Annotated in this window: 18 protein-coding genes; 13 read left to right on the top strand and 5 right to left on the bottom strand. The window is 63.3% G+C overall.

Annotated features, from left to right (window positions below; genetic code table 11):
• The first annotated feature begins 104 nt into the window (after positions 1–104).
• Together ACE03M_RS01160 and serA are read left to right on the top strand one after the other, a co-directional pair.
• A complete protein-coding gene (locus ACE03M_RS01160; RefSeq protein ID WP_143922434.1) occupies positions 105–1397 on the top strand; it encodes a GNAT family N-acetyltransferase in 1293 nt (430 codons plus the stop codon).
• Positions 1398–1553: 156 nt separating this feature from the next.
• Positions 1554–3146, top strand: coding sequence for a phosphoglycerate dehydrogenase (gene serA, locus ACE03M_RS01155; RefSeq protein WP_485932286.1), 1593 nt, complete (start codon positions 1554–1556; stop codon positions 3144–3146).
• A gap of 35 nt (positions 3147–3181) precedes the next feature.
• On the opposite strand, the gene ACE03M_RS01150 is transcribed toward serA, so the two are convergent.
• Positions 3182–3940, bottom strand: coding sequence for a phosphatase PAP2 family protein (locus ACE03M_RS01150; protein ID WP_485932284.1), 759 nt, complete (start codon positions 3938–3940; stop codon positions 3182–3184).
• A 10-nt stretch (positions 3941–3950) separates the two neighbouring features.
• Complete coding sequence (locus ACE03M_RS01145; RefSeq protein ID WP_204232523.1) at positions 3951–4802, bottom strand: HpcH/HpaI aldolase/citrate lyase family protein; 852 nt, start codon at positions 4800–4802, stop codon at positions 3951–3953.
• A 190-nt stretch (positions 4803–4992) separates the two neighbouring features.
• On the opposite strand from ACE03M_RS01145, the gene ACE03M_RS01140 reads away from it, so the two are divergent.
• The 11 genes from ACE03M_RS01140 (at position 4993) to ACE03M_RS01090 (ending at position 17529) form a co-directional block, all read left to right on the top strand.
• Complete coding sequence (locus tag ACE03M_RS01140) at positions 4993–6030, top strand: 3-isopropylmalate dehydrogenase (RefSeq protein ID WP_143922438.1); 1038 nt, start codon at positions 4993–4995, stop codon at positions 6028–6030.
• Between the two features lie 151 nt (positions 6031–6181).
• The gene (locus ACE03M_RS01135) at positions 6182–7273 is read left to right on the top strand and encodes a branched-chain amino acid aminotransferase (protein ID WP_485932281.1); all 1092 of its coding nucleotides are present in this window, start codon (positions 6182–6184) and stop codon (positions 7271–7273) included.
• A 471-nt stretch (positions 7274–7744) separates the two neighbouring features.
• Positions 7745–9280, top strand: coding sequence for an MFS transporter (locus ACE03M_RS01130; protein WP_485932279.1), 1536 nt, complete (start codon positions 7745–7747; stop codon positions 9278–9280).
• Positions 9281–9365: 85 nt separating this feature from the next.
• The gene (locus tag ACE03M_RS01125; protein WP_485932277.1) at positions 9366–10844 is read left to right on the top strand and encodes an HNH endonuclease; all 1479 of its coding nucleotides are present in this window, start codon (positions 9366–9368) and stop codon (positions 10842–10844) included.
• Positions 10845–10973: 129 nt separating this feature from the next.
• Positions 10974–11612, top strand: coding sequence for a GNAT family N-acetyltransferase (locus ACE03M_RS01120; protein WP_485932275.1), 639 nt, complete (start codon positions 10974–10976; stop codon positions 11610–11612).
• Positions 11613–11638: 26 nt separating this feature from the next.
• Entirely contained in the window at positions 11639–13903 is a 2265-nt protein-coding gene (locus ACE03M_RS01115; protein ID WP_485932273.1) for a prolyl oligopeptidase family serine peptidase, read from the top strand.
• Between the two features lie 46 nt (positions 13904–13949).
• Complete coding sequence (gene lplB / locus ACE03M_RS01110; protein ID WP_143922444.1) at positions 13950–15038, top strand: lipoate-protein ligase small subunit; 1089 nt, start codon at positions 13950–13952, stop codon at positions 15036–15038.
• Positions 15039–15040: 2 nt separating this feature from the next.
• Entirely contained in the window at positions 15041–15535 is a 495-nt protein-coding gene (locus tag ACE03M_RS01105) for a hypothetical protein (RefSeq protein ID WP_485932271.1), read from the top strand.
• A 178-nt stretch (positions 15536–15713) separates the two neighbouring features.
• Positions 15714–16499: an FAD-dependent thymidylate synthase gene (gene thyX, locus ACE03M_RS01100; protein ID WP_143922446.1), complete on the top strand. Its 786-nt coding sequence runs from the start codon at positions 15714–15716 to the stop codon at positions 16497–16499.
• A gap of 1 nt (position 16500) precedes the next feature.
• On the top strand, positions 16501–17079 hold the full coding sequence (locus ACE03M_RS01095) for a maltokinase N-terminal cap-like domain-containing protein (protein ID WP_485932270.1): 579 nt from the start codon (positions 16501–16503) through the stop codon (positions 17077–17079).
• Positions 17080–17094: 15 nt separating this feature from the next.
• Positions 17095–17529 (top strand): HIT family protein, encoded by a 435-nt coding sequence (locus tag ACE03M_RS01090; RefSeq protein ID WP_143922448.1) that lies wholly within the window; start codon positions 17095–17097, stop codon positions 17527–17529.
• 64 nt (positions 17530–17593) lie between these two features.
• Here the strand turns inward: ACE03M_RS01090 and ACE03M_RS01085 are convergent, their stop codons facing one another.
• The 3 genes from ACE03M_RS01085 to ACE03M_RS01075 all read right to left on the bottom strand — a co-directional run bounded on the left by ACE03M_RS01085 (position 17594) and on the right by ACE03M_RS01075 (position 22506).
• A complete protein-coding gene (locus ACE03M_RS01085) occupies positions 17594–18646 on the bottom strand; it encodes a zinc-binding dehydrogenase (RefSeq protein WP_485932268.1) in 1053 nt (350 codons plus the stop codon).
• A 69-nt stretch (positions 18647–18715) separates the two neighbouring features.
• The gene (locus ACE03M_RS01080) at positions 18716–19678 is read right to left on the bottom strand and encodes a 3-methyladenine DNA glycosylase (RefSeq protein WP_485932266.1); all 963 of its coding nucleotides are present in this window, start codon (positions 19676–19678) and stop codon (positions 18716–18718) included.
• Entirely contained in the window at positions 19675–22506 is a 2832-nt protein-coding gene (locus ACE03M_RS01075) for an ATP-dependent RNA helicase (protein ID WP_485932264.1), read from the bottom strand. The genes ACE03M_RS01080 and ACE03M_RS01075 overlap by 4 nt, the downstream gene beginning before the upstream one ends.
• Positions 22507–22569 lie beyond the last annotated feature (63 nt).

Raw genomic sequence — 22569 nt, 5'->3', positions numbered from 1 at the left:
CCGCTTGGCCTCCGGGGCTTCGTCGTACCCGCTCCCGGTGGGACGCGACTATTTCCACTCATTGCGGACCCGCAATCCTGGTGATGTGAATTACTGTTGGAATCGTGACGAATTACAGGTTCGAGAACTTCAAGCCCGCCTTCGACGAGTCCACCGGCGCCCCCGATGAACGCACGCAGGGATACTTCGCCTCGACGAGTGTGGGATTCCATGACGCCAGGTCCACCGATGATGCGCTGAAGAACCGTGTCGAGCGGGCCATCGCCGACGGGCGGAATCTCACCGCCGTCTACGCGAAGCAGGAGTACGAGCACGCCCTCGACACCAGCGTTCCCGTGGCGACCTTCGCGTGGTTCGAGAAGTTGGTCAACGTGGGCGGTGGGCGTCTGGTGCCCGGTCACCTGATCACATGGGTGACAGTGCGCCCGACGCACCGCCGGCGCGGACTGCTGCGGTCATTGATGACGACAGATCTCGCCGAGGCCAAGGCCGACGGATACCCGTTCGCCGCACTGACAGCGACCGAAGGTGGGATCTACTCCCGCTTCGGCTTCGGCGTCGCGACCTGGGCCCACTCCATCGAGGTCGACACCTCGCCCGGTTTCAAGATGGTCCACGAGCCCGACCGCCGAGTCGAGATGTGCCTGCCCAGCGAACTGCGCGAACTGGCTCCGAGGATCTACGGGGAGTTCATGCGCACCTCGCCCGGTGCCATGGAGCGCCAGCAGACCTACATCGAGCGTGCCACCGGTGCGTTGAACACCGACACAGGCGAAGCCGACCGCGGTGTACGTGCCGCCCTGCACTTCAACGAGCAGGGGGAAGCCGACGGCTACGTGTCCTATAAGTTCGCCGGCTGGTCGAAGAATCCGCCGACGATCGATCTCATCGACTTCGTCGCGGTCACCGACGCCGCCTATGCCTCACTCTGGTCGTTCCTGGCCGCCATCGATCTGTCGACGAGAGTGACATTCGGAGAATCCGCCGAGGACTCGCCGCTGCCCTGGCTGCTCACCGACTCCCGCCGCGTTCGGACAGTGTCCACAGAGGACAACATCTGGATCCGGATCCTCGATGTCAAGGCAGCACTCGAAGCCAGGCCCTGGTATGTGCCCGGCACTTTGGTACTCGAGATCGACGATTCCCTCGATCTGGCTGGTGGCCGCTTCACGATCACCTCCGACGGCGAGAACGCCGTCGTCGAAACCGCCCCCGATTCGGCCCCTGCCGATCTGAGCATGGGCATCGCGGAACTCGGCTCTCTCTACTTCGGCGGCGCCGATCCTGTCATCCTCGCCCGCGCAGGACGCATCGACGAGAATGTGCCGGGTGCTGCCGTGCGCGCCAGCTCGATGTTCAACCTGGGCCGGATGCCTTACTCACCCAACGGTTTCTGAACTCACCCAACGGTTTCTGGGGCCCAGACCCGGGCGACGTACCTGAGATCCGCGACTGAGTGTGCCGAGACTCACTTCCCAGAGTTTGAGACTTTGTGAAAGCATTCACAAAGTCTCATAAGATGGACGCGTCCCACACGCTTCAGGAGGAACTCAGTGCCCAAGCCCATCGTGCTCATCGCCGAAAATCTGTCACCGGCCACCATCGATGCCCTCGGAGGCGACTTCGAGATCCGTCACACCGAAGGTGCTGACCGCTCTCAGCTCCTCAACGACATCGTCGATGCCGATGCGATTCTCGTCCGCTCCGCCACTCAGGTCGATGCCGAGGCGATTGGTGCTGCGAGGAGTCTCAAGGTCATCGCCCGCGCCGGAGTCGGACTCGACAATGTCGACGTCCCGGCGGCCACCTCGGCGGGTGTCATGGTCGTCAACGCTCCGACCTCGAACATCATCTCCGCGGCGGAGCTCACGATGGCCCACATCCTCGGATCCGCGCGCTACTTCGGCGCCGGCAACACCTCGCTCAAGGCAGGGGAGTGGAAGCGTTCGAAGTACACGGGCGTGGAGCTCTACGAGAAGACTCTGGGCATCGTCGGACTCGGTCGCATCGGCGGTCTCGTGGCCGAGCGCGCGAAGGCATTCGGCATGCGCCTTGTCGGCTACGACCCCTACATCACTCAGGCTCGCGCCGCACAGATGGGCGTCGAGGTCGTCGACCTGCCCGGACTGTTGGCCGTGTCCGACTTCGTCACCGTCCATATGCCCAAGACCCCGGAGACGATCGGCATGATCAGCACCGAGGAATTCAAGGCCGCGAAGTCGGGTGCACGGTTCATCAATGTGGCCCGCGGCGGCATCATCGACGAGGACGCCCTCGCCGAGGCGATCGCCGCAGGTGAGGTCGGAGGTGCCGGCATCGACGTATGGAACACCGAACCTCCGGAGCACTCGGCGCTGATGGAACTCGACGCCGTCAACGTCACGCCCCACCTCGGCGCATCGACCGCTGAAGCACAGGAGAAGGCCGGCGTCGCCGTGGCCAAGTCCGTGCGCAAGGCTCTGGCCGGTGAACTCGTTCCCGACGCGGTCAACGTTGCCGGCGGAGCCATCCACGAGGACGTGCGCCCCGGCATTCCCCTGGCCGAACGACTCGGCCGAGTCGTCAACTCACTGGCGAACTCCTCTGTCACCCACTTCAAGGTCGAGGTCAACGGCGAGATCGCAGACAAGGACGTGTCCGTCCTCAAGCTCTCTGCGCTCAAGGGCCTGTTCAAGGACGTCGTGTCCGATCAGGTCTCCTACGTCAACGCACCGCTGTTGGCTGAGGAGCGCGGCATCGGCGTCGAGCTGGTCACCGATCCGTACTGCGAATCCTTCCGCAACGTCACCCGGCTGACCGCGACGACGAGCGAAGGGCAGCGGATCTCCGTCTCGGGCACCGTGACCGGACCGAAGCTCGTGCAGAAACTCACCGAGGTCAACGACTTCGACCTGGAGATCGAGCTCACCGACAACCTGCTCATCTTCCGTTATGAGGACCGTCCCGGCATCATCGGTCAGCTGGGCCAGGCCCTCGGTGCCAATGACATCAATATCGCCGGCATGCAGGTCTCGCCCTCGGCGACCGACAACGATGCACTCTCAGTGCTGGCAGTCGATTCGGCAGTATCCGAGGAAGTCGTCAAGGCAGTGGCCGGAGCCGTCAACGCATCAGCCTTCAGCGGAGTCTCACTGAGCGAGGACTGACCTCGACAGGAAACAGCAGATCGAACGGGTCCCGTTCACCTCTGAGGATGAGGTGAACGGGACCTTATCGCCGCCCAGGTCCAGAGTTCGTCGGCGAGTACCGCAGCCGAGATGCCGATGAGGGCTCCGGCGATCGTGTCGGAGAGCCAGTGCACCTGCAGCGCGGTGCGCGACCACATCATCAGCAGGATCCACGCGAAGGCCAGGACCATCGACCAGTGGAACTGCAGTCGCACCGGTTCGAGCGGGGCAGTGATCTCGGTCGGAACGGCGTCGACCTCGTCCGTGTCCTCAGGCGGGATCGCCAATGGAGCGACTGCACCCACCTCGGACAGACGCAGCATATGTGCTCGAGAGGCGATGAAGGCGAGGCCGAGGGCCAGCGCTGCGGCACCCATGGAATGGCCCGAAGGATAGGAATAGCCTAGCGAGTCATAGAGCTGTTCACTGGGTCGGACCCGGGTGACCACGGCCTTGAGCAGCTCGGACAGGACGATTCCCATGAGCATGGTGGTCACGAGGACGCCCGCGGAGCGGAATCGTCGCAGGAGTATGAAGAGCGCAGCCAGCAGGCCGGTGCAGATCACGGCCCCCGTACCCCCTCCCACCTCGGCGAGGATGACCGCCAGCCAGTATCCGGAGGTGTCGGGATCAAGCCCGACGAGATTCAGCCAGTCCTGGTCAACCGACGTGGGCCCGGAGACATTGACTCTCAGCCATAGGCCGAAGGCAACGACGAGGAGGACCGCCGGCAGGGTGGACCACAGAATCCACGAGGGTTGACGGACCGACATTCCTGAGAACTCAGGCGTTCCAGAGTCCGTAGGTTGATGCCAGGGACGCAATCTTCTTCGCGCGGGCCAGGCGTGGCAGGTATGAGCCGTCGGTGATCTCGGAACCGCCCTCGGCTGCCTCGAGCAGCTGGCGGGCCCAGTCGCGCTCGTCCTCGCTCGGGCTCATCGACTCGTTGAGCGTGACGACCTGATCGACGTTGAGCACGAGCTTTCCGGTCATGCCCATCATGTGGGTCACCTCGGCGTCCGTGCGGACCTGTTCATCGCTGGCAACAGCTGCGGAGGGGCCGTCGATCGCACCGGGCAGTCCACCCATGCGCGAGGCGATGGTCAGTCGTGAGCGGGCATAGGCCAGTGCCATCGGATCGCCGGAGAAGCCGGTGTCCTTGCGGAAGTCATTCGTTCCGAAGGCAAGGCGGAATGTGCCCGGCGCCTCGGCGATCTTTGTCGCGTTCTCCACACCCATCGCAGATTCGAGCAGAGCGATGACCGGGAGTCCCGCCTTCGCGCGCATCGCAGTGTAGGAGACCTGCTCGGGACGTTCCGTCTCGGGCAGCATCACTCCGCGCAGACCGGGGAGCATGGCGATGGAGGCAAGGTCGTCGTCCCAGAACTCAGAGTCCATCTTGTTGATCCGGACCCATGCGGACATGCCGCTTTCAAGAGCACGGACGACATTGTCGCGGGCGGCGAGCTTCTTGTCATCGGAGACCGAGGCCTCGAGGTCGAAGATGACGGAATCCGATTCGGAGATCTGCGCCTCGGTGAAGATCTCCTCCTTGGCCGCGTTGACCAATAGCCAGGAGCGTGAGAGCTTGGCGGGAAGTGCGGCGGCTCGGGCGTTGCGGATCGTCTCTGTCAATGATCGACTTTCTCTGGGGGTTTCGGGGTGTTCCTCCCATCTTCGACGCTCGGGCCGCGAAATTGTAGTCGGGAACGAAGTTTGAGACATGAAATTGTGGATGACGGGATTCGCTGAACCCGGCAGTCGAAATGTGTCCGAATAGTAGGACGACCAAGTTGCATGCTGAGATGAGTTCTAGTCTGAGACCATGAAGTTCTCAATTGCAGTCATGCCCGGCGACGGTATCGGCAACGAGGTCGTCCCCGAAGGTCTCAAGGTCCTCAAGCGCGCCATCGAGGTGTCAGGCGAGCCCGTGGAACTCGATCTTACGGACTATGAGGTCGGTGCCAAGCGCTGGCACGAAACCGGCGAGACACTCACGGACGACGAGTTGGAATCGCTGCGTTCCCACGATGCCATCTTCTTCGGCGCCTGCGGTGACCCGAGTGTGCCGTCGGGCGTGCTCGAGCGAGGTGTGATCCTCAAGATGCGCTTCGGCCTGAGCCACGCAGTCAACCTGCGTCCCTCGAAGCTCTTCGCCGGAGTCACCAGCCCGTTGGCCGACCCCGGCGAGATCGACTTCGTCGTCGTCCGCGAAGGCACCGAAGGCTCTTACACTGGAATGGGCGGCTCGGTGCGCACCGATACCCCCTATGAGGTCGCGACCGAGGTCTCGATCAACACCTGGTACGGCGTGGAGCGGGCAGTCCGCGATGCGTTCGAACGTGCGCAGGCCAGGAGCAAGAAGCTCACCTACGTCCACAAGCACAATGTCATGGTCCACGCGGGTCACTTATGGCGTCGCGTCGTCGAGAAGGTCGGCGCAGAATACCCGGAGGTGACGTTCAACTACGAGCACACGGACGCGTGCACGATCTACATGGTCACCGACCCCGGCCGCTATGACGTGATCGTCACCGACAATCTCTTCGGTGACATCCTCACCGACCTCGCCGCGGCTGTCACCGGCGGCATCGGTCTGGCCGCATCGGGCAACCTCAATGTCGAAGGCACGGGACCGAGCCTGTTCGAGCCCATCCACGGATCGGCCCCGGACATCGCCGGTCAGCAGATTGCCGATCCCACCGCCTCGATCCTCTCCGGTGCGCTCATGGCTTCGCACCTGGGGCTCGATGTCGTGGCGAAGTCGATCGAGACCGCTGTCGAAGCCGATCTGGCTGACCGCGACGGAACCAAGCGCTCCACCGCCGAGGTGGGCGACGCGATCGCTGCCCGCCTGAGCTGACGTGGCCTGCAGGGGCCGAGGTCGGGCACGACCACCTCGGCGAGGCGAGGGCCGACTGGACGATTCGTGAGCTATCACCCCGGTGCGACGCGCACCGGGGTGATGGACTACCCTGACAGTGTCACTCATCACAAATGAGAAAAGAGTTCTTATGACCAAGTTTGCCGTTCTCAAGAATGTCCAGCCGCAACCCGAGCTGGTGCGAGAGAACATCAAGAAGGACCCCGGATTCGGGCTCTACTTCACCGACCACATGGCCCATGTCAGGTACACCCTTGACGATGGTTGGCACGCTCACGAAGTGAAGCCGTACGGCCCGCTGGTGCTCGATCCTGCGGCTGCAGTGTTCCACTACGCGCAGGAGATCTTCGAAGGCATGAAGGTCTACCGCCACGCAGACGGCTCCGTCTGGACCTTCCGTCCCGAGCGCAACGCTGCGCGCATCAACAAGTCCGCCGAGCGTCTTGCGCTGCCGCAGATCTCGGAATCCGACTTCATCGAATCGATCAAGGCACTGGTCTCACTCGATCAGCAGTGGGTTCCCACCCCTGAATCCGAAGCCGACGAGTCGAGCCTGTACCTGCGCCCATTCATGATCGCCACCGAACGGTTCCTGGGCGTGCGCTCCAGCCACGAGGTTGACTACTACGTCATCGCCAGCCCCGCCGGACCGTACTTCTCCGGCGGCATCAAACCTGTTTCGATCTGGCTGTCGCAGAACTTCAACCGCGCCGGCGCCGGCGGCACCGGATTCGCCAAGTGCGGCGGCAACTACGCTGGCTCGCTGGCAGCGCAGAACGAAGCTGCAGCCCAGGGTTGCCAGCAGGTCCTGTTCACCGATGCGGCAGAGAACAGATACGTCGATGAGCTCGGCGGAATGAACCTCATGCTCGTGACCAATGACGGCCGCCTGCTCACTCCGGAGCTCGGTGACTCCATCCTCGACGGTGTCACTCGCCGGTCCCTGCTCGACCTCGCCCCGCAGTTGGGCCTGCAGCCGGAAGAGCGCAAGATCTCCGTCGATGAATGGCGTGAGGGAGCTGCCAATGGCGACATCGTCGAAGCCTTCGCCTGTGGCACCGCCGCAGTCGTGACTCCGATCGGCCGTGTCATCGGCAGCGAATTCACGATCGACCACGGTGAAGAGCCTGGTGAGAAGACCATGGAGTTCCGTAAGACTCTGCTCGACATCCAGTACGGTCGCGCCGAGGATAAGAACAACTGGATGGTTCGTCTGGCCTGAAGTCTGGGTTCGAGGCTCGAGGGCTGAGGACTTGAGTGTTGAGGCCTGAGGGCTGAGGGCTGCTCAGACATGGCGGCTCAGGACGCCCCGCATTGAGAGGGTCGGGTGCTGCGATTTCGATCGCTGCGCCTGACCTTCTTGAGTTGCGCCCGATCTTCTTGAGCACCACCTGACGTTTTCTTTAGCTGCACCCCGTCCTTGTGATGTATCAGCGACGAATTGCATCAACGACGCTGCACCCCAAAGAGTGAAGACGATTCCCACCGCAGTGCCGAGGACAGTTGAGACCGCAGTGCTGAGGACAGTTGAGATCGGGATGATCCAGAGAAACGAACCTGGCGCAGGTGGGAGCAGCCGCGCGATCCCAGCCACAGGGCCGTGCCGGCGAAGAAGGGACATCGCCTGGATCGAAGCGCAGACAAGATTTGGAGAATTTTACTCACAAATGCGTTAAAGAGGTATTGTGGCCTCGTGTCTACTGCAACCTCGGCGTCCACGCCGACCGCCTCCGAAGTCGTCGCCAACCTTCCGTGGCGGTGGCGAACCCAAGGTGCCATCTTCATCATCGGCGGCCTCGGGTTCATGTTCGATGCTTGGGACGTCGCCCTCAACGGGTTCCTCATCCCACTGCTCAGCGACTACTGGAGCCTGAGCGTAGGCCAGGCCGCCTGGATCGCTACGGCCAATCTCATCGGCATGGCGTTGGGCGCCTTCATCTGGGGTGGCATCGCTGACGTGATCGGTCGCAAGAAGGCCTTCACGCTCACACTCCTCGTGTTTTCGATCTTCACCGTCGCTGGCGCCTTCTCTCCAGCGTTCAGCTGGTTCATCCTCTTCCGCTTCCTCGCTGGATTCGGGCTCGGCGGATGCATCCCCGTCGACTATGCACTCGTCGGGGAATTCACCCCCAAGAAGCACCGTGGTCGGGTCCTGACGGCAATGGACGGTTGGTGGCCGATCGGCGCATCGCTGTGCGCCTTCGTCTCTGCAATGCTGCTGGACGTGGGGGATTGGCGACTCATCATGCTCGTGATGATCGTGCCCGCGCTGCTGACGGTGGCCGTGCGTTTTGGAATTCCCGAATCTCCCCTCTACCTTGCTTCCGTCGGACGATACGCCGAAGCCGACGCCATCATCTCCCGGCTCGTTGAGCGCACTGGCGCCGAGGTGACGACTTGGACCCACGATGTCCCCATCGTGAGTACGACCGACACTTCTGGTGCCAGCGGCACGACCGACACTTCCGGTGCCGCCGGCACGGGCGACGCAGCCGGCACGACCGCAGTCCGGACCGCCGGCACGGGCGACGTCACCGGCCCGGCCCAGGTGCCGGTGAAGACACCGGACTCGGCTGGAACGGTGACTTCCGTCAACAAGCAGCTTCGTGCAGCCAGCGGCCAGCTGGTCCAGCTCTGGCAGTACTCGGCGAAGACGACTCTCGTCTCGTGGTCGCTGTTCGTGTCCGTTCTCCTTGTCTACTACGCGGCACTGACGTGGCTGCCGGGCATCCTGAAGAAGCAGGGATTGGGCGATCAGGCAGCATTCATGGTCACCGGATCGATGACCGCGGTGGGCATCCTCGGCGTCATCGTCTCGGCTCTGATCGTCGAACGCGTGGGTCGAAAATGGGTGCTCGGAGTGACCTCGATCGTCTCCGCCCTCCTGTTGGTCGGCGCTGCAGTGTTCATCGAGGCCTCGGGCTCAGAGCTGACCTTCGCCGCCAAGGCCAGCATCATCGGATTCGGGTTCGTCGTGCAGATCGCGATTCCCACTCTCTACACCTACGTGTCGGAGTTGTACCCGACGCGTCTGCGAGGTTCAGGCTTCGGCTGGGCATCTGCGGCCTCGCGCATTGCAACCGGTATCGCTCCGCTGGTCTTCGGTGCGTTCATGTGGCCAGTCCTCGGACTGACAGTGACCTTCATTCTCACGGGACTGCTCGTGATCGTGGCGGTGGTGCTGATGGGTCTGCTTGCGCGCGAGACCACGGGCGAAGCGCTCGGTTGAGGTTCCAGTTGCTTAGCTTCACCTCTGACCTGGGCTGACACTGATCGAAAATCTCGTGTCAGGACCGACCGCTACCGTCATTGATATGGAAGCGGAGTCGGTTTCAGACGTGATCACCGAAATTCATCGGTGGCACGAAGTGCTGTCCGATCTGCCTCCCGCGCAGACGGAGGACGAAGCGATCGACAGAATCACTGCGCTGGAAGAACTGACCTCAGCGAGTGCGGCAGCTCAGGCCAGAGAGACGCTGACATTCGACATGCACCGTCGGAATCGCGAAGCCGAAGAAGGCATGTCGAGCCGCACCCAGGGCAAGGGCCTCGGTGCCGAGATCGGTTTGGCTCGGAAGGTGTCGCGGGCCAGAGGCAGCAGACTGCTCGGCTTCGCCCGGTCCTTGTTGCTGGATCTGCCGAAGACCTATGCCTCATTGAAGAGCGGAGCCATTTCAGAGGAGAAGGCGCGAGTTGTTGTGAAGGAGACCGATTGGCTTCCCAGAGACAAGCGTCACCAGGTCGATGACCGGATGGCCGACCGCCTCGCCGAGGTGGGTGTCGGTCGACTCGGCAACGAGGTTCGCGCTCTGGCTCAGCAGCTCGACCAGAAAGCAGCCGTCGAGCACCTCGACAGATGTGTGGAAGAACGTGCCGTCACTGTGCGTCCTGCACCAGGAAACATGGCCTATCTGACAGCGCTCCTGCCCCTGTCGCAGGCTGTGGCAGCGTATACCAGCCTGTCGAAATCGGCACAGTCCATCGTCGGGACAGGACAATCCGAAGGGCGAACTCAAGGACAGGTCATGGCCGATCTCTTGGTCGAGAGAACAACGGGCCAAGACAGCGCTGAGGCTATTCCTACCGAAGTCCACGTGGTGATGAATGAAAACAGCCTCTTCGACCCGGGCGAGACTCCAGCATGGTTTCCCGGCTTCGGCCCGATTCCGGCAAAGACGGCACGCGACTTCATCGCTCAGAACGAAGCCTCAGTCTTCATCCGCAGGTTGTACACGCGTCCGTCCGACGGACAGCTGGTCCGAATGGACTCGAAGCGACGTGAATTCTCCGGACTGCTACGACGCATGGTGGTGATCCGCGATGACGTCTGCCGATCACCGTGGTGCGATGCCCAGATCAAACACGCAGACCACTCCCAGGCATTCGCCGCTGGTGGTGAGACCGTCTGGGACAATGCATCGGGACTCTGCGCTGCCTGCAACTTCCTCAAGGAGCTGCCAGGTTGGCGACACGAGGCCACAGCAGAAGAGCTGGTCGTACGAACTCCCACAGGGCACAGGTATCAGATCGGCACCAGACCGCTCGGGACCCCGACGACGAATTCCAGTGAGCTACCTCGCTCCAACCTCGCCAACGACCAGACGTGTGATGAAGCCAGCACACCCAACACCTTCACAGTGAGGATTCCTCCATTTCGAAAGGTCGAAGCGCCGAGGCTTGAGGGAAGATTCGAATCCCTCAAGGTAGATATGTGGCACCGTCGTGAAGAGCCGCCGAGCGAGGTGGAGATGTGCCTTGTCGGACAACTGGCCGAATTCGCCTCTGCACTCTGATTCACCTGGCGCAGCACCATGTCCCTGGCAGAGCATCATGTCCTTGGCACAGCATCATGTTCTTGGCCGCCCAGCGAGAATTCCCTCTGAGTTCAACTGCGCGACTGCCGACGTGGCTAGGCTGGGAGCATGGACGAATATGCCGAGCGTGAAGTTCTTGGAACTTCACCTGCAGAGCTCAACGTCGAACTCGTGTGGGGCGTGCCAGGCGGGCTGGGCCAAAGCTGGGAACCCGTCGGCTCCGCAGCCGGAATCCCGGGAATGTTGCCTCCTCCCCACGAGGTCGAAGAACTCTACGCAACGGCGGCAGCCGAACCTCCTTTGAGCGAAGATCCGAAGCACGCGGCACTGTTCGGGAGCCTCTACGACCTCTCGGTCCGAAACGGTCAGGTCCTCGTCGTGGCAGGGCGATCCGACGGGCGCTTAAGATCGATCGCCTACGGTCATTTCTGGTCGTGGCTGGAACAGGATTACGACTGGGCACATGAGCTCCGATCGACTCTCGGAGACGCCGCTCCGATGATCGATTGGTCGTTCGCGCTCAACCTGTTGGCACGTGACCCTCAGCTGCGCAGTTCTGGTCTCGGACGGGCCACTCTGCAGACGTGGCTGGCCGGAATCAGCGGATACAGCTGCTGGCTGCAGACAAGTGACATCGACAGCCCCGCCCGCCGACTCTATGAGAGCCTCGGCTTCTTCACGCTCGGTCATGGGCCGCAGGCACCCAACGGCAAACCGGGGCTGGTGATGTTCAGACCAGCAGCCTGAGCCGGACCGTTCACTAGGATGGTGGCATGCGCAGAGAAGCTCCGGCAGACAATCAGAAGACCGAAACCTCCACCACGGCCACGGAGTCGCAGAACACTGCCCCGATGCCACACGATGAGAACCTGTGGCTCGAAGACATCCACGGTGACGAACAGATGGGCTGGGTCAAGGATCAGAACGCGAAGACCATCTCCCGGTTCCAGGACGACCTGTTTGACTCCATCGCCGGAGAGATTCGGACAGCCTTGGACTCCGAGGGCAAGATCCCGATGGTGGCCAAACGCGGTGAGCACTACTTCAACTTCTGGCGTGACTCCAACAATCCCAAAGGCCTGTGGAGACGAACCACATGGGACAGCTACGTCTCGGATTCCCCCGAATGGGAGATCCTCATCGACCTCGACGAACTCGGCGGAGCGGAGGAGACGCCTTGGGTATGGGCCGGAGCCTCGGTGCGTCGTTCGGACGATTCCCGAGCACTCGTCTCACTGTCTCCCGACGGTGGCGACGCCCACCGGGTGCGCGAATTCGACCTGGTGACCAAAACCTTCGTCGACGGCGGCTTCGACCTGCCCTCGGCGAAGACTCGCTTCGCGTGGTTGGACGATGACACGATCATCGTCGCCACCGATACCGGTGAAGACTCACTGACCACATCGTCCTATCCGCGTCAGGCACGTGTCCTCACACGCGGACAGGCCATCTCCGATGCCCCGATCGTCGCCGAGGTGCCCCGCGAGCATGTCGCCATCTTTGTGGGCAGCGATGTGGGAGCGGCAGCGTCCGACGTCACTGACAGAGCGTTCGCCATCGATGCCATCGACTTCTTCAATACGCAGCTCAGCTTCATCGACCTCGATGCAGTCACCGATGAGTCGGGGTCCGTCTCAACCGTCGCCTCGGCATGGGAGAACAACTGGACCGTCGTCGAGGTGCCGACCGATGTGGAAGTCGGGTTCGAAAGGGACAACGTCCTCTTCCGTCCCCAATCTGAGTGGATTCATGAGGACTTCTCAGTCCCGGCCGGAGGTCTGGCCGTCGCTGACATCGCCGAGGTGAAGGCCGGAACAATCGCACCGACCGTCATCTTCACCCCGGATGAGCACACGGCCCTGCAGTCATGGACGTGGACACGGGACTACCTGATCCTTCAACTGCTGACCGATGTGCAGTCGCAACTGACTGTTCTTGACCCGAATGACGATTTCTCGTCGTCTTCCCTGCCAGGAGTCCCCGCCAATCACATGGTCGGGTTGGGAGCAGTCGACAAGCATGATGACGCGAGCGCCAACGACTATTGGCTGGTGAGCACGGGGTTTCTGACTCCATCGACCCTGTCGTACGGGAGCCTGAAATCTTCGAAACGTGACAGTGAACCCGCCGTCATCAAGTCGGCACCAGCACTCTTTCCCAGCGACGGGTTCATCGTTGAACAGCACTTCGCCACCAGTGAGGACGGGACGAAGATCCCCTACTTCCAGATCGCCGACAGCACGCTGGTGCTGGATGGGACCAATCCGACCCTCCTGGACGGTTACGGCGGTTTCGAAGTCAGCCGGACTCCGGTGTACTCCCCGGTGATGGGCATCGGCTGGTTGGGTCGCACGACGGCTGAAACCCGACACGATCCCGCCGATCGACAGACCGGTGAGAACGCCGAGGCACCGATTCCCGCAGGACGTCGTGGGGTCTATGTTCTCGCCAACATCCGCGGCGGTGGAGAATACGGGCCACGGTGGCACACCTCGGCGATGCGGGAGAACCGGATGCGAGCCTATGAGGACTATGCCGCCGTTGCCCTGGACCTCATCACACGCGGGGTGACGAGCCCGTCGAAACTGGCCTGCGCCGGCGGATCGAACGGTGGGCTGCTGGTGGGGAACATGCTCACGCAGCACCCCGCGCTCTTCGGCGCGATCTCGTGCGGAGTGCCTCTTCTGGACATGCGCCGCTACACCAGACTGAGCGCCGGCTATTCGTGGACGGCCGAATACGGTGACCCAGATGTGGCCGAGGACTGGGCGTTCATCCAGAAGTTCTCGCCCTATCATCTGCTCGAAGACGGCGCAGACTATCCGCCAGTGCTGTTCTGGACGGCAACCTCTGATGATCGTGTCGGACCAGTGCAGGCACGCAAGATGGCTGCGCGGATGCAGGATCGCGGCATCTCGGATGTGTGGTTCTTCGAAGACACGGAAGGGGGACACTCAGCGGCATCGGACAACAGACAGGCGGCATTCACCCGGGCCCTGAGCTACCGGTTTCTGTGGAACTCACTGACCGGCGAGTGAGCAAGTTCACAGCTTCGACGAGGGCCCCGAGAGTAGGTTTGGAAACATGACGAACGATATGCACGAACCCGAGCGTTATCACGCCGAATACAAGGTCATCGGCGGGAAGCTTGTGGTCGCCGATGTGGAGACTGACGGGAAGCACATCACCGAGGTCAAAATCTCCGGTGACTTCTTCCTCGAACCCGAAGAGGCCTATTTCGACCTCGCCCCCGCTCTTGTGGGCGCCAGCGTCATCGCCGACAACGCGAATCTGCGGCAGCGCCTCGATGCGGCGCTCGCCGGGTACGGCTCTGAACTGGCGATGCACGGATTCTCCACTTCGGATATCGCCACCGTCGTCCGCCGTGCTCTGGGGTCGGCGGCGAACTTCACCGACTTCGACTGGCAGGTCATCCGCGGCCAGGTGCTGCCCACACAGGTCAATGTCGCACTCGACCAGGTGCTGCTGGAGGAGGTGGCGGCGGGACGTCGGAAACCGACGCTGCGATTCTGGGAGTGGGACGACACCGCCACGGTGATCGGAGCCTTCCAGTCGTATGTCAACGAACTCCGCCCAGAAGGCGTAGAGAAGTACGGCGTGCAGGTTGTGCGTCGCATCTCCGGTGGGGGCGCGATGTTCATGGAAGGCGGGAACTGCATCACCTATTCGATGTTCGTGCCGCCCTCGCTGGTCGCCGGCCTCGACTACGAGGAGTCATATGTCTTCCTTGACCAGTGGGTGCTGGCAGCGCTGAAGAGCCTCGGTGTGGAAGCCTTCTACAAACCGATCAATGACATCTCCTCGACCGGAGGCAAGATCGGCGGTGCGGCACAGAAGCGACTGCGCGATGGCACTCTTCTCCACCACGCGACGATGAGCTACGACATCGACGCCGACAAGATGGTCGAAGTCCTGCGCATCGGTGAGGCCAAGATCTCTGACAAGGGAGTCTCGAGTGCCAAGAAGCGCGTCGACCCTCTCCGCAGTCAGACCGGCGAAGCCCGCAAGGACATCATCGACGTCATGGCCAACACCTTCGCCGACCGCTATGGGGCAAGCTTCGACACCTTCACCGCTGACGAACTGGAAAAGGCTCAGGCCTTGGTTGATGAGAAGTTCGGCACCGAGAAGTGGACGCACCGGGTGCCGTGAGTATGTCCCCAGGCAATCAAGGCCCCTGGTGGCAGGACCAAGCTCTGGCCCTTGCCGTGGAATCGCAACGCCGGGAGCGACGACAGGGAACCGCGCTCATCATCGTCTCGGCCGTGTTCGTGGCGGTCTCGTTGCTGTGTATGTTCATCGGCGCTCTCCGCCTGATCAGCCTGGTGTGTCTGGTCTTCTTCGGTGCCTGTCTCCTCGGCGGCATCCTGATGCGCAGGGACCCCAATTCCCGGACCACCTTCGTGCTCACGCTGTGGGTGGCGCTGCTGATGGGGCTCGGGATGGGACTCCTGTTCATCTTCACACTCTCATCAGCGCTGACCTATGGGGCGAGCGGTCATCAGATCGTGGTGCTCGTCGTCGCAGCAATCGGCTTCCTGTTCTTCGGAATCGGCGCCGTCGTGGCATTGGTCAAGGCTGGCCGAACGGGGCGGGAAGCCCGAGACCAATGGCAGAGCAGACGACCTCACGGGCCCACAGGACGATGAAGGATGATGCTCTGAAACCCTCGACTTTCCTCGGCGGTGGAACGGCCGTCCTGACAGTTCGCTTTTTCGCGCGCGATGGAGGCGTCTGGAAACATTCGGCACGGACCGTCGGACCACCTCGGCGATCTGGTCTGTAGGATTGGGAATCAATCAAGCCATACCCTGCACAAGGAGAGCCATGCGCCAGGTCGAACCGTCCGTAGAACTGCTCGCAAAACCCAGCATCGACTGGGAATCGATGAGGACATACCTCGACGAGGTGGGCGGAACTACCTGGGCGGATCGTGTCGAAGAGGCTGATTCTCCCGACGCCGAGGATCTGCTCGAGTTCTCCGGACGCATGTGCTACCGCTCATGGGAACCGGGACTGAACCCGAATGTATCCCGTGTGCGCACGGATTCGGCCCAGTACCTGGGCAACGTCATCGCCTCCCAACATGGTTCGGTGCTCGAACACGCGAACTTCACGTTCGTGCTGCACAATGTCTCGCGAGTGCTCACCCACGAACTGATCCGCCACCGCGCAGGATCGGCGTTCTCGCAGGAATCCCTGCGCTACGTCCGCCTGGCCGACATTCCGTTCTGGTTCCCCGAATGGGCGCGTGAGGACTCGGAACTCATGGAACGCTCCCTCAAGGTCCTCGACACGCTCGAAGAGCACCAGAAGTGGATGGCCGAGCACTTCGAACTCGACGAAGCCAGCACCAAGTTCTCCCACAAGAAGCACATGACTTCCTTCATGCGTCGCTTCGCTCCCGAGGGCCTGGCCACTGGCATCGTCTACACCGCCAACCTCCGCTCCCTTCGTCACGTGATCGAGATGCGCACCGCCAAGGGTGCTGAGGAAGAGATCCGACTGGTGTTCAACAAGATCGGTGAGGCCATGCTCGAAGAGGCCCCAGCGATCTTCTCCGACTATGAAGTGGTCGACGGGGAATGGATCCCCGGGACCCGAAAGGCATGACATGGCTGACATCTACAAGGCCGAACTCAACCCCGGGAAACTCGACGTCATCTCTGCCTGGCTGACCAAGCAGGCGTGGGCAGCCGAGGCCGATGTGGCTCCGGACTCGCTGCAGAAGGTCACCTCCTACCGGTTGGATGATCCGGAAGACAAGGTTGGAGCCGAGATCCACATCGTCGCCGCCGGTGACCGTGTCTTCCAGGTGCCCCTGACCTACCGCGGCGCAGAGTTGGCAGGTGCCGACAAGCACCTGATCGCCACCATGGAACATTCCATCCTCGGCAAGCGCTGGGTCTACGCCGGGATGGGCGATCCTCTCTTCCGGCAGCGACTGGACCACACGATCGCCACCGCTGGAACGTCTGCGAAGCAGTACCGCGTCGACGATGAGGGCAACAGAATCGAAGAGATCACCGATGTGGCTCATGCCTGGGGCACGGGTCCGCTGGCCGGTGCCGAAGACGTGCAGGTGCTGTATGAGCTCAACCTCGACTCTCCGGCTGAGGGATCTGATGCAGGACTGCTCTTGGGCCGCTGGTCGGGCCAGGAGTCCGCGGTCGTCCTCGCCGTCATGGTGTGACGGGCTGATGCGCCGATGAGTCAGGACTGCCTGTTCTGCGGGATCGTCGCAGGTGACGTGCCGAGCGCGAAGGTCGCTGAGACGGACACGACCTTCGCGTTCATGGACATCCAGCCGGGCTCCGACGGGCATCTGCTCGTCGTCCCGAAAAGTCACAGCACCGATCTGTGCGACATCCCGCCCGCCGACCTCGCCGACGTGGCGATCGAATCGCAGCGCATCGCGAAGCAGGCCTTCGACGTCTGGGGTGCCGATGGAGTCAACCTGCTCAACTGCTGCGGCAAGGACGCCTGGCAGTCGGTTTTCCACTTCCATATGCATGTCATCCCGCGCTACCGCGACAAGGGCAAGGATCGGCTCAGGCTGCCGTTCGCACCCGGGGTCCGCGGTGAGGCCGAGCTGATCGAGGACCTGGCGGTGTCGATGAGGTCGGCGCTGGAGGATCGCTGAGTCAACTCAGCGACCGGAATCCGCCAGGTCAGCGGCCAGAGTGGATTGGCTCAACGACCCGATTTCACCGATTGAGGTCGATGATCGTCATCCCCGAACCGGTGTTCGAGGCCAGAGCCTCCATGGCCGCCGGCGCGTCCTCGATCCCGATGATGTTCGTGACCAGATCCTGCGGGCGCAACTTGCCGTCGACGACGAGGTCCAGCATCTCCGGGTATTCGGCCGCGGCCATCCCGTGAGAACCCAACACGCTGAGCTCGAGGCCGATGACACGCCCCACGTCGACGACAGGCGGCGCGGCCAGCAGCCCGATCTGCACGTGCCGACCCAAGGGCGCCAGCGAGGCGATCGCAGCAGTGATCGTGTCCTCACGGCCGAGGGCATCCACGCTCACCGCCACACCATCTGGGGATTGATCCGAGAACTGCGCGATCACCTCGGCGGATAGTTCGTCCGGGGTCTGACCGGTGGCGTTGACCGTGTGTGAGACTCCATGCTCACGCGCCCGGTCGAGCGCAGCATCGCTGACGTCGACCGCGACAACCCGAGCACCGATGGCACGGGCGATCATGATCGCAGACAGGCCGACTCCGCCGCAGCCGAAGACGGCAACTGTCTCACCCTCGTGAAGGTTCGCCCGCACGCGCAGTCCGTGGAAGGCTGTGGCGAATCGGCAGCCGAGTCCCACCATCGCCGAGGCAGGGAGATCGTCCGGAACAGCGATGAGGTTGGCATCGGCGTTGTGGATGACCACCTGATCCGCCCAGGAACCGAAGTGAGTGAACCCCGGCTGAGTCTGATCGGGACACACCTGTGCATTGCCGCTTAAGCACCACCGGCAGCGACCGCAGCCGCACACGAATGGCACGGTCACACGCTGGCCGGTGTGGAATTTCGTGACCTGGGGCCCCGCCGAGGCGATGCGACCGACCAGCTCGTGCCCGGGCACGTGGGGCAGAGTGATCGTCGAATCATGGCCTGACCAGGCGTGATGGTCGCTGCGGCACACTCCGGTGGCTTCGACGTCGATGACGACACCAGAACTGGGGGCGGAGGGAGGCTCGATGTCTCTCAGCTGAGGGAGGACAGAGAATTCTTCATAGACGATTGCGCGCACACATCGATCCTATGCAGTGGCGTTCCTGCTGCACAGCGCGGTCCACACTGTGTGCTCGCCGGCCGAACTCTACCGGGCGTGGATTCCGACGTGATTCAGAGCGTCGAGCAGTCGCTGCCGCAGAGCCTGCGCACGTTCGGAGAAGGCCTTCTGCCGGTCCATGTACTCGGCCTTGCCCGCGGCGGTTTCGATGGCGACGACTCCGTAGCCCCATCCGCGCAGATCGTAGGGCGAGGCCTCCATATCGAGGGTGCGGATGTCGAGCGCCAGATCGAAGCAATCGACGACGAGGTCGGAGGGGGCGATGGGGCCGATCTTCATCGCCCATTTGTACAGGTCCATGCCCGCGTGCAGACAGCCGGGCTGTTCGTTGGCCACCATGGTCTCGCGGGTGGGCTGAAGAGTGTTGCGGGGCCGGGCAGGTTCGGTGAAGAAGCGGAACGCGTCGTGGTGGGAGCACTGGATCCGGTGACTCTCGACGACGGCATCGGTGGCCTCATGGCTCAGACGCAGCGGCACCTGCTGGTGGCGGCGCTGCTCTTCGCTGAGCTTGTAGACCATTGCCCATTCGTGGATGCCGAAACACCCGAAGTTCGCCTCACGGTGGAGGGTCGACTGGAGCAGTGAGGCGATGAACTTCGCCCCATCGCCCCGGTCTTCGCGCCAGGCCTCGACGTCCACCTCGGCGACCGTGCCAGCAGGGTTCGTTTCGTACCAGCGGCGGTCGAAATAGGACTGATCGGCGTCATCGGCCAGTTCGAGCCGCACGCCGGGGCCGGGGTTCCATTTGGCCAGTTGACCCGCTTTGAACGGATAGTAGGTGAACAGGAAGTCCTCGACCGGGTGCTTCTCGCCCCTGAGGCGCCGGGCGAGGTGCGCATCGGTCCTCTCTGCGATCCGCGTTGCGTGACGATCACGCAACGCGCGCCACCTGGACGCGCAGATCGCAGCACCGGCGGTTCCTTCGGCAGCACCATTGTCAGCACCGAGTAAGTCGGTGCTGTCGGCTGTCAGCGAGGCGGTGGAGGTCACCGCTTCATTGTCCCAGACCGTTTGGTCCCGCGCAGCGGGGGTGCCGTCAGCGGATCCTCGGGCCATGAATGCTTCGGATACCGTCCGCGGTTCTCTGCTCTGACGTGGGAATACGCATTTGCCCAGAAGGATGCGAGATCGCTGGTGACGGCCAATGGTCGGCGGGCGGGGGACAGAAGGTGGACCACCACGGGCACCCGGCTCTCACACACGCTCGGAGCCGTCTGCCAACCGAAGCACTCCTGGAGCCGGACCGCGAGAACCGGCCCCTGCTCGGACTCGGAGTCCGAATCCACCAGGTCGGGATCGGGGTAGTCGAGGCGGATCCGTGAACCGCTGGGCACCTCGATGCTCACCGGCACCAACTCCTCGAGGCGGGCCGCCTGCGGCCAGGGCAGGAGCGTCCGCAGCGCCGACACCAGATCGACCTTGCCCGGGTCTGCCCCTCGTGCGATCCGATCCAGGGCTGCCGGGCACCAGTCGATCAGGGTCTGGGACAGCCGCGACCAGCGCACGTCCGGCCACGGTGCACCATAGACGGCATGCAGCAGCCCCAAGCGGGACCGCAGGTCTTCGAATGCCTCGCTGGGTCGCAGAATCTCGCGGGCCCCGCGCTGGCGCACAGACGCTGCGATCGCCGACCGAGCCAGATCCGGGCTCGCCTTGATCGGCGTGGCAGTGAGTTCGATGCCGCCGAGGCGAGTCCGGCGCACCGCACGCACCTTCCCCTGATCGAAAGTCGCAGTCTCCTCGGTCGCCATCAGTCCGGCGCCTGCAAGTTCAGCGGTGTCCTCGTCGATGACCACAGCAGCCCTGATCACGGCGCGACCGCCCGAGAGTCCGACATCGGAGATCGCCAACCAAGGGCTGCCCTGCAGAGACGAGTTCCGGGGCAGGGACGCCGCCGTTCCGGATGCCAGCAGATACTCGGAAGCAGAGGAACTGCGCAGCCGTCCGATCTGCAGGGGGTGGGCAAGCGCCACCACGAGACCCAGATCATCAGGGCGCAGAGAACCACCCCGAACTGAGCTGTGGCCTTGTGCTTGGTGGACTGCTGTGTCGCGTACGGCTGTGTCGCGCCCTGCAGAGTCCCGTCCGGCTGCGTCGCGTGCGGCAGCGCCGGGCGGATCCGAGAACTCCGCGGCCAGGCCCGCGAAGCGCTTCACATCCTGGGTGAACCGCCGGTCCTTGCTGCGCCGCAGCTCGCGCAGGGTGGCCACGAGATCGGCGCCGGGAGCCCGCTGCTCGGATTCGATCACAGCGATCGCCTCGGCTGCCGCGGTCGGGGACAGCATTGCGGCTCCGTCGAAGAGACCTCGCGCCGACCACACGGAGGCGGGAATCCGGGCGATGGCCCGCCCCAGCTCCGTCACGGTGACGGCGGCGTCCTCAAGCGCCCCAGTCTCGGCGCTCGCCTTGTCTTCACCGTCCGTCATCACTGCGGATTCTGCGACCTCGATCGCCCCGAGGGCCACGAGATTCTCTATGGCCAGGCGGTGCGGGCCCTCTGGCATCGGATCCGGCAGCAGGTCCGTGTCGCCGCCCCACACCGCGAGGGTCAGGACCGCCGAAGTGAGATCGGAGGTCGCAATTTCTGCCGGCGTGTGCTCGGGCAGACTCGCCCAATCCGGTTCGGACAGGCAGCGATAGACAGTGCCCGGGCCCAGCCGTGAGGCACGACCACCACGCTGGGTTCCCGAGGCCTTGGACTCGCGGGTCGTGACCAGCCCCGACATTCCACGACGAGTGTCCAACCGTGGAACTCTGGCCAGCCCCGAGTCGACGACGATGCTCACTCCGGGAACTGTCAGAGCTGACTCCGCGACCGAGGTCGACACGATCACGCGACGATGGCCAGCCTCGGCGGGATGGGGGCGCAGGATCGCATCCTGATCCTTGGCCGAAGTGCGTCCGAGCAGTGTGTGGACTTCTGTTCCCGCACCGGTGTGAGGCGACCGGGTGATCCGTGAAGCGATCTCCTCGACCTCCCGGGCACCGGGGGCGAACACGAGCACGTCGCCACTGTCGTGCCGAGACAGGGCATCGATGGTCGTTCGCGCCATGTGATCGAGGAAGTCCCAGGTCACTCCGCGTGCATCCAGCGGCCGCTGTTTCGGCGGTGCCCACCTGATGTCGAGGGGATGGACCTCGGCGGCGACCGAGAGCATCACCGCAGGCTCCCCGCCTCCGTCGGAGGAGATCCCGTCAGAGAAGTCTTCGACTGCGCTGTCCCCGGCGGTGCTGTCCCCGGAGCCCAGGCGCCTCGCCCACATCCTGGCATCGAGGGTTGCCGACATGACGACGAGACCAAGGTCCTCACGCAGATCGATGAGCTCTCGACACAGCGCGAACGTCAGATCGGTGTCCAACTGCCGTTCGTGCACTTCATCGAGGATGACCGCTGAGACTCCCGCCAACTCGGGATCGCGCAGCAGCCGACTCAGCAGCACTCCCGTGGTCACGAACTCGATCCTCGTGCGCGCCGAGGTGCGCGACTCGCCGCGAACCGTGAACCCGACATCCTCGCCGAGGCGGGTCCCCGTCAGCGTCGACAGTCGCCTGGCCGCTGCTCGAGCCGCCATGCGCCTTGGCTGAGTGACGATGATGCGCCCCGGGTCAGCGGATGAACCGGCGGGCCCTGTCTGACTTCCGGACAGATGCTCGGCGATGAGCGGGGGCACCAAGGTGGTCTTGCCGGTTCCAGGCGGGGCCTCGACGACCAGACGGGGGAAGCTGCCGACAGAGGAGTTCGCCAACTGGTCGATGAGCGCAGCAGCGGGCAGGCCCGCAGAGATGGTCTGCAGGTCGAAGCGTCGAGAATCGGGCATGTCCCCAGTGTCTCAGCCGAAAGCTGGAAAGCCCGTGTGCCAGGGACTCAGGCGACTGACTAG

Source organism: Brevibacterium sp. AGC70 (assembly GCF_057334195.1).
The sequence above is the reverse complement of the archived record's forward strand: the minus strand, read 5'-3'. Positions and strand labels throughout refer to the sequence as shown.

Excerpts from the sequence above, each read along its gene's own strand:
- ACE03M_RS01150 (WP_485932284.1), bottom strand. The coding sequence starts at position 3,940 with ATGTCGGTCCGTCAACCCTCGTGGATTCTGTGGTCCACCCTGCCGGCG.
- ACE03M_RS01140 (WP_143922438.1), top strand. The coding sequence starts at position 4,993 with ATGAAGTTCTCAATTGCAGTCATGCCCGGCGACGGTATCGGCAACGAG.
- ACE03M_RS01135 (WP_485932281.1), top strand. The coding sequence starts at position 6,182 with ATGACCAAGTTTGCCGTTCTCAAGAATGTCCAGCCGCAACCCGAGCTG.
- ACE03M_RS01125 (WP_485932277.1), top strand. The coding sequence starts at position 9,366 with ATGGAAGCGGAGTCGGTTTCAGACGTGATCACCGAAATTCATCGGTGG.
- ACE03M_RS01120 (WP_485932275.1), top strand. The coding sequence starts at position 10,974 with ATGGACGAATATGCCGAGCGTGAAGTTCTTGGAACTTCACCTGCAGAG.
- ACE03M_RS01115 (WP_485932273.1), top strand. The coding sequence starts at position 11,639 with ATGCGCAGAGAAGCTCCGGCAGACAATCAGAAGACCGAAACCTCCACC.
- lplB (WP_143922444.1), top strand. The coding sequence starts at position 13,950 with ATGACGAACGATATGCACGAACCCGAGCGTTATCACGCCGAATACAAG.
- ACE03M_RS01105 (WP_485932271.1), top strand. The coding sequence starts at position 15,041 with ATGTCCCCAGGCAATCAAGGCCCCTGGTGGCAGGACCAAGCTCTGGCC.
- thyX (WP_143922446.1), top strand. The coding sequence starts at position 15,714 with ATGCGCCAGGTCGAACCGTCCGTAGAACTGCTCGCAAAACCCAGCATC.
- ACE03M_RS01095 (WP_485932270.1), top strand. The coding sequence starts at position 16,501 with ATGGCTGACATCTACAAGGCCGAACTCAACCCCGGGAAACTCGACGTC.
- ACE03M_RS01090 (WP_143922448.1), top strand. The coding sequence starts at position 17,095 with ATGAGTCAGGACTGCCTGTTCTGCGGGATCGTCGCAGGTGACGTGCCG.
- ACE03M_RS01075 (WP_485932264.1), bottom strand. The coding sequence starts at position 22,506 with ATGCCCGATTCTCGACGCTTCGACCTGCAGACCATCTCTGCGGGCCTG.